At 33.1% G+C, this 13,150-nt stretch carries 12 protein-coding genes and 1 tRNA gene; 8 read left to right on the plus strand and 5 right to left on the minus strand.

The window, feature by feature from the left end; translation table 11 throughout:
* Positions 1 to 93: 93 nt before the first annotated feature.
* Positions 94 to 165, minus strand: a tRNA-Glu gene (locus ACXAHM_RS21645).
* A 148-nt stretch (positions 166 to 313) separates the two neighbouring features.
* Between ACXAHM_RS21645 and ACXAHM_RS21650 the strand changes: the two genes are divergently transcribed.
* The 3 genes from ACXAHM_RS21650 to ACXAHM_RS21660 all read left to right on the plus strand — a co-directional run bounded on the left by ACXAHM_RS21650 (position 314) and on the right by ACXAHM_RS21660 (position 2,896).
* Positions 314 to 1,078: a TIGR02757 family protein gene (locus ACXAHM_RS21650; RefSeq protein WP_474964738.1), complete on the plus strand. Its 765-nt coding sequence runs from the start codon at positions 314 to 316 to the stop codon at positions 1,076 to 1,078.
* A gap of 114 nt (positions 1,079 to 1,192) precedes the next feature.
* Positions 1,193 to 1,591 (plus strand): c-type cytochrome, encoded by a 399-nt coding sequence (locus tag ACXAHM_RS21655; protein ID WP_474964740.1) that lies wholly within the window; start codon positions 1,193 to 1,195, stop codon positions 1,589 to 1,591.
* A gap of 138 nt (positions 1,592 to 1,729) precedes the next feature.
* On the plus strand, positions 1,730 to 2,896 hold the full coding sequence (locus ACXAHM_RS21660) for an AIR synthase related protein (protein WP_474964743.1): 1,167 nt from the start codon (positions 1,730 to 1,732) through the stop codon (positions 2,894 to 2,896).
* A gap of 138 nt (positions 2,897 to 3,034) precedes the next feature.
* Here the strand turns inward: ACXAHM_RS21660 and ACXAHM_RS21665 are convergent, their stop codons facing one another.
* Complete coding sequence (locus tag ACXAHM_RS21665) at positions 3,035 to 3,253, minus strand: DUF5522 domain-containing protein (protein ID WP_474964746.1); 219 nt, start codon at positions 3,251 to 3,253, stop codon at positions 3,035 to 3,037.
* A gap of 484 nt (positions 3,254 to 3,737) precedes the next feature.
* Between ACXAHM_RS21665 and ACXAHM_RS21670 the strand changes: the two genes are divergently transcribed.
* The gene (locus ACXAHM_RS21670) at positions 3,738 to 4,073 is read left to right on the plus strand and encodes a hypothetical protein (protein ID WP_474964750.1); all 336 of its coding nucleotides are present in this window, start codon (positions 3,738 to 3,740) and stop codon (positions 4,071 to 4,073) included.
* A gap of 140 nt (positions 4,074 to 4,213) precedes the next feature.
* Here ACXAHM_RS21670 and ACXAHM_RS21675 read toward each other — a convergent pair whose 3' ends face one another.
* Positions 4,214 to 4,858 (minus strand): glucosaminidase domain-containing protein, encoded by a 645-nt coding sequence (locus ACXAHM_RS21675; protein WP_474964753.1) that lies wholly within the window; start codon positions 4,856 to 4,858, stop codon positions 4,214 to 4,216.
* A gap of 560 nt (positions 4,859 to 5,418) precedes the next feature.
* Here ACXAHM_RS21675 and ACXAHM_RS21680 point away from each other — a divergent pair.
* The 4 genes from ACXAHM_RS21680 (at position 5,419) to ACXAHM_RS21695 (ending at position 10,500) form a co-directional block, all read left to right on the plus strand.
* Positions 5,419 to 6,324, plus strand: a complete 906-nt coding sequence (locus ACXAHM_RS21680) for a hypothetical protein (RefSeq protein ID WP_474964757.1) — start codon at positions 5,419 to 5,421, stop codon at positions 6,322 to 6,324.
* Positions 6,325 to 6,399: 75 nt separating this feature from the next.
* The gene (locus tag ACXAHM_RS21685; RefSeq protein WP_474964760.1) at positions 6,400 to 7,212 is read left to right on the plus strand and encodes a hypothetical protein; all 813 of its coding nucleotides are present in this window, start codon (positions 6,400 to 6,402) and stop codon (positions 7,210 to 7,212) included.
* 295 nt (positions 7,213 to 7,507) lie between these two features.
* Entirely contained in the window at positions 7,508 to 9,043 is a 1,536-nt protein-coding gene (locus ACXAHM_RS21690; RefSeq protein ID WP_474964764.1) for a glycoside hydrolase family 10-like protein, read from the plus strand.
* Between the two features lie 20 nt (positions 9,044 to 9,063).
* Entirely contained in the window at positions 9,064 to 10,500 is a 1,437-nt protein-coding gene (locus ACXAHM_RS21695) for an MFS transporter (RefSeq protein WP_474964767.1), read from the plus strand.
* Between the two features lie 102 nt (positions 10,501 to 10,602).
* Here ACXAHM_RS21695 and ACXAHM_RS21700 read toward each other — a convergent pair whose 3' ends face one another.
* Positions 10,603 to 12,000 (minus strand): TolC family protein, encoded by a 1,398-nt coding sequence (locus ACXAHM_RS21700; protein WP_474964769.1) that lies wholly within the window; start codon positions 11,998 to 12,000, stop codon positions 10,603 to 10,605.
* Between the two features lie 21 nt (positions 12,001 to 12,021).
* Positions 12,022 to 13,143 carry an HlyD family secretion protein gene (locus ACXAHM_RS21705; RefSeq protein ID WP_474964771.1) on the minus strand — a complete coding sequence of 374 codons (1,122 nt, stop codon included), beginning with the start codon at positions 13,141 to 13,143 and terminating at the stop codon, positions 12,022 to 12,024.
* Positions 13,144 to 13,150 lie beyond the last annotated feature (7 nt).

The following is a 13,150-nucleotide window of genomic DNA, read 5'->3' on the forward strand; positions in this document are numbered from 1 at the left end:
GGATTCGAACCCGTGCTACCAGGATGAAAACCTGGCGTCCTAACCCCTAGACGAACGGAGCGGGGTATTGATTTTAAGTCTCAATTAGACTTGTACTCCGTACGGGATTCGAACCCGTGCTACCAGGATGAAAACCTGGCGTCCTAACCCCTAGACGAACGGAGCAACTGTTTTTTGCGAGTGCAAAGGTATTTGAAAAGTGCATTCACTCCAAACCTTTTTCAAAAAAAAAGAGCAATTATTACAATCATTAAGAATAAAATAGGATTAAACACTATTTTTGAGAGGAAAATTGACTTAAAAATTAAAAAATATGATTGATCTCTTAGAAAGCAGCTTAAAAAAATACAATCAGCCAAATTTCATTCCTGATGATCCAATTTGCATTCCCCACTCTTTTTCAAAAAAAGAAGATATTGAGATCATGGGATTTTGGGCAGCTGTACTTGCTTGGGGTCAGAGGAAAACAATTATCAATAAGTGTAGAGAGCTAATAATCCTCATGGACAATGCTCCACATGACTTTATCATGAATCATCAGGAAAGTGATTTAGCTCCTTTCTTAGATTTCAAACACCGAACTTTTAATGATATAGATACCCTTTATTTTATTTCATTTTTCAAAAGACACTATCAAAAGTACAATTCATTAGAAGATGCATTCCTTTTGGGGCTTTCGGAAGATGATCCTAATGTAGAAAATGCATTAATTAAGTTTCATGATTATTTTTTTGAAGAAGAGGATGCACCCCAAAGAACAAGAAAACATATTGCTACCCCAGCAAGAAAGTCTGCCTGTAAAAGAATAAATATGTTTTTAAGATGGATGGTTAGAGATGATAATAAAGGTATTGACTTTGGATTATGGAAAACGATGCAACCTTCCCAATTAATCTGCCCTTTAGATGTGCATGTCGAAAGAGTAAGTAGAAAATTAAAATTACTCACAAGAAAACAAACAGACTGGCAAGCAGCTGTTGAATTAACAGATAATTTAAAAAAGCTTGATCCTGTAGATCCTGTCAAATATGATTTTGCTTTATTTGGACTTGGTTTAGAAAAATTTGCTTCCTCTTAATCAAGAAGAATGATAATAATACTCCTTTAAACACTGATGATAGTCACCGGTGAAAAGTTATAAAAAAATTACCTTTAAAGTATAAACGTAACTTTAACACCTAAGATATTCATCATGAAAAAAATAACACCTTATCTCATCGTTTTATTTTCGATAATATTATTCTCCTTTATTAGTTATAATCCATTAGATGAAAGTATTAAAAGAGGACAAGGAGTATATATGGTTAATTGTATGCATTGTCATTTAAGTGAAGGACAAGGTATCGAACCTCAGGTTCCTCCATTAGCAGATGCAAAATATTTAGTTGAAAATAAACACCAAGCAATCCGTCAAGTTTTACATGGTTTAGAAGAGCCAATTACCATTAATGGAGTTACATATACGGGTGCTATGCCTAAACAAGGAGCTCTTTCTGACCAAGAAGCTGCAGACGTATTGAACTACATTAGAAACTCTTGGGGTAACACTGCTCCTATCATTACAGCAGACGATGTAGCCATGGAAAGATAAAAACAATTAAATATTACTTTTTTTATCATAGAAAATATTTAATAATCCCCATAAAAAGTATAATTTTGCCGCATCAGCCCAATCCCACAAAAAATAGAGGTCTGGGCTTTTCAGTTTCATTACAACCTATTGAATCTCATGCAAGAGCGATACGCACAGCGCGGTGTTTCCGCCTCAAAAGAGGACATCCACAATGCAATTAAGCGTTTGGATAAAGGCTTATTTCCTAAAGCATTCTGCAAAATCGTTCCTGATATTCTAACAGGCGATCCAGAGTACTGTGCAATTATGCACGCTGATGGTGCAGGCACAAAATCATCTTTAGCTTATTTATACTGGAAAGAAACAGGCGATATGTCTGTCTGGAAAGGTATTGCACAAGATGCTATCATCATGAATACAGATGATCTTCTTTGTGTTGGAGCAACAGGAAGTACTCTATTATCTTCCACAATTGGTAGAAACAAAAACCTTATCCCAGGTGAAGTAATTTCAGAGTTAATCAACGGTACAGAAGAAGTATTACAAATGCTTCGTGACAATGGATTCGATATCCATAGTACAGGTGGAGAAACTGCTGACGTTGGAGATCTTGTTAGAACAGTTATCGTAGACAGTACTGTAACAACAAGAATGAGACGTGATGAAGTTATTGACAATAGCAATATCCAAGGTGGTGATGTAATTGTTGGTCTAGCTTCATATGGTCAAGCAACTTATGAATCAGAATACAATGGCGGTATGGGTAGTAACGGGCTTACTTCTGCTCGTCATGATGTATTTGCTAAATATCTTGCTGAAAAGTATCCTGAAAGTTTTGATCCACAAGTTCCTAATGAATTAATCTATTCTGGAACACAGAAATTGACAGATGCAATTGCTGATCTTACATTAGATGCTGGTAAACTTGTTTTATCACCTACGAGAACTTATGCACCAATCATTAAAAAAGTATTGGATGAATTAAGACCAGAAATTCATGGTATGGTTCACTGTAGCGGTGGTGCTCAAACAAAAGTTTTACACTTTGTAGACAATGTACATGTTGTCAAGGATAACTTATTCCCAATCCCTCCTCTATTTGAGATGATCCACAAAAACAGTGGTACAGATTGGAAAGAAATGTACAAAGTATTCAATATGGGTCACCGTATGGAAATCTATGTTGATCCTAAACATGCACAAACTATTATTGACATCTCTAAATCATTTAATGTAGATGCTCAAATAATCGGTAGAGTAGAAACAAAAGAAGGAGGAAAGTCATTAGACATCCACTCTCCTTATGGAACATATTCATATTAGTGAGTTAAGCATTAAAAATAAGGAATGAGTTTGCAATAACTTATACTTCATTTTTAATGCTAAATTATTCATTCAAAAAAAAAAGGATTGATCAAACTTAAACATTTGATCAATCTTTTTTTATATCTAATACTTAGGTTAAAGAATAGATGTCTTTATCTTATTTTTTTTAAAACCCCAAGGGCAATGTTTACATTGATTTTTACAACAATATCCTCTTTTTATATGGTATTCTTTTGTAAAAACATAAAGACCATTTTCAATGTAATAATCCTTACCTTCTTCAAGCTTTGGAGTACTCATATTTATTAAAATTTTATTTGCAGTAAAGTTAAAAACTAAAGAGCACAGATTCATAAGTTACATAACTTTTTTGAGATTACCATAAATTTCAGATCAACTTTTGATCAACAATTTTTAAGGAATAATCCAAACCTACCTACTCTATCTATTTCACAGTCAATATCTCTCTTATAAAAGTGCATTTCTCATTAATATTCATTAACTTATTTAGCGTGCTTAGCACTCTTGTTACTTATTTTATTTTTATCATCGACGTGCAAGCTCTAGACGGGAGACTGTGCGTTTTTTTATTTCTAGCAAATATGTTTATTGAAATCAGCACTCATGCCTACAACGCGATGTCCAAGCGATGTCGTCATTGGCGCAAAAAAGATTATCTAAACATCGTCTACCAAGCATACAAATCAGAATGCTTTGGTTCACACTGCCGAAGAGATAAACGGAAGTACAAATCGTACATATTTATCTTTGAGGACACCCGTCTCATTACGGTGTACCGATCTAGAAAAAAGTCGAAAAACTATGTAAACAGAGCTTCATGAAGCATTTTATCAAACCACGCGTGACTGCTACTGCCAAAGGAGACAATTATGATTTTAATGTTTCCATCAGAGCTAATTCAGATTTTGAATTAGGTGTTTGTGCTCAGTTAGTCCAAAGCATGAAGGACATTCTGGTAAAGAATGAAATTCAACGAAGAGGCCTGAAAGATCTTTACAGATTTGCTTCAGAAGAAGATGAAAAAAACTTTTTCGAAATTGTAGAGATGAACATCTGGGATGAACTTCTAGCACAAGGAGAAGTTGTTCGTGATCTCGGCCGAAAAGGGTACAGAGAAATGGATTCGACAATTAATTCTATTCTAAAACCCTAAACTTTTTGATTTTTTCTGACATAACAAAAAGTTTACACTGATTTTGTTTCACCTTTTAAATAACAACAGGAGACCTCACAATTAAGTGGGATCTCCTGTTTCTTATAATTCCAATATGTTATGTCTAGGTAAAGACGTTTCTAGTAGCTTGACGGCAAACAGAAACGAATATGTTGTGCTTCAACGCTACTCACTGAAGTTACTGCTTGAAGTTGTTCTGATCTTCTAGCAATTGCTTCTTCTTCACGTAAGTTATCTACAACAGGAGAAACAAATTTCTCCATCACAGCAGTTACCAATTCTTGGTACTTTGGGTTTGTTGCATATCCACCTTTCGCAATTGATTCGATTTGCATGTTTGGATCTAAAGTCTCAAACAATCCATTTTTGCGATAAGTGTGAAAACTAGTTAGCACTTTGCAATAATCCTCTACAGCTTGTTCTAATGAAGTATATACTCGATATCTTCTAAAACGTTGTTCCCCATTATCATAAACTAGTTTGCTTCTAGTAGGGTTAGTAGATGCAATATTGAAAATTCTGAAATCCTTTCTTAATTCCCAACCTTGCTCGGCTATTGCTTGAGATATAGCCACTTTTGTATTGATTCCGTATTTTCTACAGATAGGATCAAAAGATTTATATAAAGTTCTAATGTAACTTTCTCTTTTAATAGTATCCGTATCTTTTACACTTGTAATAGAATTATTTAAAGATGCTGAAGCATTATCAATAGTTCCAATACTTAATACAAACGCAGTTAAATAAAGCAAAAACTTTTTCATTAAAAGTTTATTTCGTAATAAAATCAAGTGTCCGTCTGACGCTTGTGCTGATTATCAGCGATTTATTTAGAAAATTCTCATTTCTAAAATTTATGGATGCAAATATACTATACATTTACATTTATACAACAACTAATTTAGATTTATTTACAACCTTATTATTATACATTTCCATGTATTTATTGTACTTTTCCAAGGTTATATAATTAATCAAAGAAACCATATAAACCATAAAAGAGTTTTGAATGATTTATTTTCGCTAATCAACTCTACATATCTATATTTTTATTGAATATCATCTGTACACTTTATGTAATAATTCACTCTTCAAAACACATTTTAGAGTCTAAAATTTAATAATTCCAAGTACAACAAATTGATAACATTCTGATTTACTTGATTATATATATCATTATTTTCTTTGAAAAATTGCTAAAATTCACAATATTTAATGTGTAATACTGACATAACCCTTTAACAAAACAGTAAACTTTATCTAAACTACCATGTAGTTTTCTATTTTAATCTGTAACACTATTTTTATTGCACACAAACAGTCAATGAGAAATAATAAAAATAATTTTCAAGAAGAGCTAATTCAGCAAAAAAACTGGGTGAAGATTGGCGTCATTGGTCTATTGGTCTGTGGAGCTCTTGGTGTTTATGCTGCTTTCTCTGGATCCGATGGATCTAAACAACAACGAATGAGAATTAACGAACTTGAAAAAAAGAACGCACAAATAGATGCTGAAAATAATGCTTATCTGTCTAAGATTAAACATCAAAATGATAGAATTTTAGACTTAAAAGAAGATTTATTACGCTTAGAAAAAAGACTTAATGAAAGAGAAGCTGAATTATCTACTAATGATCAGAAGTTAGACATGAAACAAGGTTCAATTCGTTCTTTAGAAACTAGAATTTCAGAATTAAAAGATGATAAGTATAGGTTGCAGAGAAATATAGACGACAACAACCGTCAAATCCAAGAAATGGGGCAGCGTGCAAAAGAACATAATGAGTTACTTAAAAGCACTCAAGAACAACTCGCAGAAACACAGGCTTTGTTGGAAAAAACACAAGCCAAACATTTACAATCTCTAAAAGAACAAAAATTAGCAGAACAGTCTGAAGCCTCAGCTCAACAAGCACTTCTTAAACAAAAAGAGTTGACCAATAACTTAATGCAAGAATTAGCTCAAACAAAAGGTGACCTCAATTCTGCTCAACTTTCTGTCAATGATAAAGAATTACAACTGCAGTTAGCACAACAAAAAGAATTACAGCAACAACATCTTCAACTCAAAGAAAAAGAGTTAGAAACTCAAGCAAATACAGATATTTATAAGATAATGGCAGCTACAAGTATTGTTTTGGTCATTGCTTTAATTATTTTTGTTGTATTCGCATTACAAAGAAATGGAACTGATTTGATGATATTTCAAAGAAGCCATGAAAAGAACTAATTTTTTAATCACTACAAATAAAAAGTAATTTTTAAATTAATAGCAGACAGCGGGTCTACCAAAACAGACTGGACTTTGATCGATACAAAAAATCGAAAAGTCATTAAGAATCATCAATCATCGGGGTATAATCCTTTGTTTTGGTCTCATGAAGAGCTTACTAAAGCATTTCATCAGGATCTTTGTGTATTTAAAGAAATACTTGAAGATGATATTATTGAACAAGTTTACTTTTATGGTGCAGGTTGTAGTTCTGAAGACCGAATCAATAAAATAAAAGATACGCTTACTCCTCACCTTCCCAATGCAAAATTAGTTGTAGAAACTGATCTTCTTGGTGCTGCAAGAGGATTATTACATAAAGAAACTGGTATTGCCGCAATCTTAGGCACTGGTGCTAATTCTTGTTTATATAGAAAAGAAGAAATTATTGAAAAACCGGTTTCTTTAGGTTATCTATTAAGTGATTTTGGAAGTGGGGCTACCTTAGGACTTACTTTCCTACAAAAATTATTAACTACTCAATTGTCTATGGAAACTATTAGTCATTTCATAGATACTTATAATCTTAATACAAATGATATTTTGGAGTCTTTATACAAAAAGAAAAATCCAAATACGTTTTGCGCTTCATTTGCTCCTTTTATCATAGAACATCATCAATATGATGAACACCTAAAAGAGATGATCTTAGAGCAATTTGCTAAATTTATTCAGTATTATATTATCCCTTTTTACAAAGAAAACTTACCAATTAAAATAACGGGTTCTATTGCTCATCATTTTTCCCCTTTATTATTAAAAGCTTTTGAAAAAGTTGATATCGCTTCTCCTCAAATTATCAAATCTCCAACTCAGGGGTTAATAGATTATCATATTAATTTGTAATACAATACATATAGATTCATTTTGAAATTTATTAATTATTGAATTCTAATAACAATTGTAACTTTAGGCTGCATTAAAATTGATATTATTAATTAGCTCAAAATCTTTTCAACAATACTTATATCACAGTCAATAATTCATCTATCGCTACAACAAGATCAGAAGTACAATTGAACCAACGACAATTTATTATAGGAGGCAGATTTAAATTATAATATTTGAATTAATAGATAGAATTATTGCCTCTACCTAAAAAACCTTATCTTCATGTTTAGAAATAATTTGACTATCTAACATGAAGATTTTTTTTGTACTTCAAGTATTTTTTATTTTTCTAATCGGTTCTCTTTCTGCACAAAATACACGTGAATTTAGAGCAGTATGGATTGCAACGGTTAACAATATCGATTACCCTGCCCCTAATTTGACTACGACAGAAGAGCAAAGGGAAGATTATGTTCGCTATCTAGATAAAATACAAGAACTTGGTTTTAATACGGTCATTGTTCAAGTACGCCCTGTTTCAGATACTTTTTACCCTTCTTCTTATGAACCATGGAGTAAATATTTGACAGGAAAACAAGGAAAAGCCCCTACTCCTTATTTTAATCCTCTTCAATTTATGATTGAGGAAGCACATCAACGTAACTTAGATTTTCATGCTTGGTTCAATCCCTACAGGGTAACCATGAATGCTGATACAACACAGCTAGCGCCAGATCATCCGTTTTTTCATCACAGAGAGTGGTTTGTAAAATATGGCAATAAATTTTACTTCGATCCAGGTCATCCTGAAGGAAGAAAGTTTGTTTTAAAATCCATTATGGAAGTAGCTAGGCATTATGATTTAGATGCTATACATTTTGACGATTATTTTTATCCTTATAAAATACAAGGACAAGAATTTCCAGATGATGAATCATTTCAAAAGTATGGAATTGGATTTGATGATAAAGCAGCTTGGCGAAGAGAAAATGTCGACTATTTCGTCCAAAGTCTTTCAATGCAATTGAGAGAGGAAAGACCTGATGTACAATTTGGTATTAGTCCATTTGGTGTTTGGAGAAATAATAATGTGGATCCAAGCGGTTCTAATACCCGAGCAGGCATTACTAACTATGATGATTTGCATGCTGATATTGTCAAATGGATGCGTAGAGGTTGGATTGATTATGTTATACCTCAAGTATATTGGCATAGAGAATTGGGAGCTGCTCCATACGAGGAAGTTGTTCGATGGTGGAATAATAACTGTTACAATACCAATCTTTACATTGGTCAAGCCCTATACAAAGTGGGTACTAAATGGGAAGATCCTCAGGAAATTGCTGCTCAGATTTATATCAATAGAAAATATGATAGAGTAAAAGGAAATGCATTTTTTAGTGCAAAGTACCTTTTTGAAGATCCTTTAAAAGTAACTTCTTCCATCCAATTAAATTATAAAAATTATGTCCTTCCTCCTTCAGTTACCACAAAAGAATTAGTTTCTCCATCAAAAGTTAGAATTACTGAAACATCTGGAACTGTTTATAGTGGTGTTCAATTGAAATGGGAAGAATTAGAACTAAATTCAGGTATTGAGAAGTATGTCATCTACAGATATGAAGAAGAAGGTTTTGGTAATTTAGATGGAAAATATATACATACTATCATCAATAAGGAGCCCTATAAGACACAGACTTACGTTGATCGAGATATTCAAAAAGGAAAAAATTATACTTACATTGTTACAGCTTTGGATGCTAATTATAATGAAAGTAGCCGAAGCAATGCGATCATGCTTAAAGCAGGCGGTCTCTTCTCTAAAAAGATAAAAGTTCAATACTAAAAATATAAACTACTCAACACATGCAACAACATAAAGAAAGAAGTCCATGGCAATGGCTACCTAGTCTTTATATATTAGAAAGTATACCTTACATCATGGTGAATGTGGTAGCATTGATCATGTATAAGAATTTAAAAATAAGTAATGCTGAAGCTGCTTTATATACTTCATGGTTAAATCTACCTTGGGTAATCAAACCTATTTGGAGTCCAATAGTTGATGTCATTCGCACAAAGAAATGGTGGATATACCTAATGCAATTGGTCATTGGAGGTGGTTTTGCTGCTATTGCTCTAACTCTTCCAATGGAAAACTTTTTTAAATATTCCCTAGCTGCTTTTTGGATCATTGCTCTATCCTCAGCAACTAATGATATCGCAACAGATGGGTTTTACATGATAGGTTTGAGAGATGATCAACAAGCCTTTTTTGTTGGTATTAGAAGTACGTTTTACCGTATCGGAATGTGGATTGGACAAGGATTGATTGTTACGGTAACTGGATATTTACACAATATGTATCAGGACTATACAACGGTTTGGAGTATTGCTTTTGCGGGTCTTGGTGTCTTTATGGTAATTTTTAGTTTTATACATAAATTTATTTTACCTAATAATGAAAAACTAAGATCTGAAGATGAACAATCTAAAGGTTTAAAAGAAGTAGGTATCATCTTTAGTCAAATCTGTATTATAGGTCTTGGTGGATGGTTGATCAATCAATTTTTAGAAGTTGAGACTACTATTACTTATTTAATTCTGGGAGCTTTGGTGGTTATTTATACTGTTTTTGACTTAAGAAAAAAGGCAGAGAAAAATCATAAAGTCTTAGATTCTCCAATCCTAACTTTCTTCAAAAAAGACAAAATTTACATTGGTATAGTATTCATTTTATTATACCGACTAGGTGAAGCACAACTAGTAAAAATTGCAACTCCCTTTTTATTAGATGATGTTGGTACTGGCGGAATGGGACTTTCCAATGATGATTATGGTGTGCTTTACGGAACAATTGGCTTGGGTTGTTTAGTTGCTGGAGGTATTTTAGGAGGAATCGCTATCTATACAAAAGGATTAAAATTTTGGTTAATCCCCATGCTTTTATCATTAAACTTACCGAATCTTGGTTATTGGATATTAGCGACATTAGCTTCCAATAATATGATTTATGTAGCGATTGTTATTGCAATTGAACAATTCTTTTATGGTTTTGGTTTTACTGCATTAATGATGTACATGCTTTATATTTCAAAGGGAGACAATGCAACATCACATTATGCCGTTTGTACTGGATTAATGGCATTAGGAATGATGCTTCCTGGTATGGTGTCTGGCTACATCCAAGAATTTGTTGGTTATAGCAACTTCTTTTTGTTGGTGGTAATATCAGGCATTCCCGCTATTCTATGGAGTTTTAAATTGAATATAGATCCAAAATTTGGTATTAAGAACAAGTAATTATTTTTAGATATCAAATAAACAAAGCCCTACATCTAACAAAAGACGTAGGGCTGATTTATATACTGAAGGTTAGTATATACTTACAAATTATTCATCTTATTAATTCTTTGCGATGTAATCGCCACCTAATGCAAGATAAAGATTGATACGTTGAGAAATCTTTTCATACTTCAGGTTTAATTGATTCGTTGCTACTTCAAGAAGTTGTAATTGTTTTTGAAGTAGTGTAAACATATTTTCATTACCGATTTTATATTGTAATTCCGATAACTTATAAGTTCTTTCTAAATTCTCTAAAGCAATTGTAGATTGTTCAAAACGATCTTCAACAGCATTGATACCATTCAAGCTTGTTTCTACTTCACTTAATGCCGTCAAATATGATTTTGCATAATATAAAACAGCTTGTTTTTGTGCTTCATCTTGAATAGAAATATTGGCTTTGATTGCTCCCCAACTAAAAATTGGCGTCACAAGGTTTCCACCCAATGAGAAAATTGGATTGGAAAGGTGTAACATACCTTGCATAGTAGAATTGACTCCACCAAATGAAGAATTGATACTAACTTTTGGCCATCTTGCCGCCTTTGCAATTTCTTTACTATAGAAAGCTTGTTGTACTGCATACTGACTAATCATGATATCAGGGCGATTTTCCAACATGCTCATTGGTAAATTCTCAGGAACTTCCGTTTTCAACTCTGGCAATGCAGCAGCAACTTCCAATTCACCTTTAGGATATCTACCAATTAATAATTCAATTGATCTTTTTGTATCTTTTTCAACTTGCTCTAAAGCGACTAGTTTTTCTCTAAACTTTGCTTCTTGAGCGTTCATTTGTAATACATCAGACTCCTTAGCAACACCAATTTTTAATCGAGCTTCATTTAAAGTCGCCATCTCAGCAGTAGCTTCAATTGCTTGATTCAGTAATTCTTTTTGTTGCTGAATAAAAACGGCAGTGTACCATGCTTTTGCAATTGTAGCGGCTAAAACTTGCTCTAATTTCTGCTTTCCATATTCTGCAGAATAAATCATTGTCTCCGTTCCTTTTTTAGCATAACGAAGCTTTCCCCAAAGGTCAACTTCCCATGACATGTTGACAAAACCATAACTTGGTGCTGCCCCCTGAGTAGGAAAATTATATCCTCCTGAAGCACCTGCACCAAAAATAGGAAGCATTTGTGCTTTTACGATTTTCAACCCTTTGTTTGCTTGTTCTATTCTAGAAGCAGCAACATTGATATCTACATTATATCTATAACCTTCTGCAATGATGGAATCCAAATCTGCAGTCTCCCATTCTTTTGCCCAACCTAAATCAATTGCAGATGAATCTATTTCTTCAAATACCCAATCATCAGGAATATTCATATTCTCTAATGCAGTATTATCTTCTTTTATCTGATCCGAAGTTGGAGCATCTTTTAGTTTGATACATCCACTAAGTACAAAAGCTGCACTTAGTGAAAGGATTATTTTTTTAGATAAATTCATAATGAACAATCATTTGATTTTTTAGTGAGCTTTTAAAATTAGGTAGTTCACTTTAGCCGAAAGACGAATCATTACTTTACGAATGATATAGAAAGGTTCCATCGTCGAAGTATAAACAGCTACAGAGCCATTTGCACCCATCGGAATGTTGTAGTCTTCTTCTGTAGAAAACTTCACCATATATTTACCTCTCTTTTGTAAATTTTGATCAATTTGAGGCATTTTACCACTTGGCAATAATTGACCTCTACTAGATGCCCAAACAATCGATTCTACTTTTGCAGGAATAATTTCTCCTGGACGTGTAACGAAGGTAAGGTCTACTTCATTTCCTTCACGGATTTTATGTAATTCGTTTTGATCAAATGAAGCAATGATATTTTGACGAGACTCTACAAGTGACATTAAATCTGTCAATGGAAGTGCCATGGCACCTGGACGCAATTGCAAGTTGACCACTGTCGCATCTATTGGAGCTTTGATTACAGTTTGTTCTAAGTCCCATTCTGCTTTTTCTAACTTAGCAATTAGCTCTGCTACAGAAACCTGTTGTCCATTATACTCTGCTGTAATATTGGCTAGAATTGAAGCTTCTTGTGCTTTTATTTGTGCCAATTGAGCTTCCAACTGACGAACATTATTTTGAGCTTGCTCCAAATCAAATTTGTTACCTGCGTTTGCATCTACTAATTCTTGGAACTGTTGCTCACGTTTTCTTTGAAGATCTAATTGAGCTTGAACGGCTCTACCACTTGCTTTTAATGCTTCCACATTTTTGTATTGAACACTCACTGAAGCCTCTGCTTTTTTAATCGAAGCATTTAATCCTTCAATTTGTGCTAAGAAGGGAGCTTGTTCGATGATAAATAAAGTATCGCCTTTATTTACTTTTGAATTTTCCTGAACTAATACTTTATCTACTCGTCCACGAACATTTGATTTTATCTGAACAGTTTTATTGTAAACTCTTACGTCATCTGATGAAGGCATAAAGATATTCATTGCCAAGACTAAGAAAGAGATTCCTACTACAGGAATAATGAAAACGATAATTTTTGAAGTTGTATTCCAGGCTAGTAATTTGAATTTGATAAAAACTAACCATACAATAAGACAATAAACAATTAATATTAAATCTACCATGATTATT

This window comes from Flammeovirga sp. AWQ4_249 (assembly GCF_056161045.1).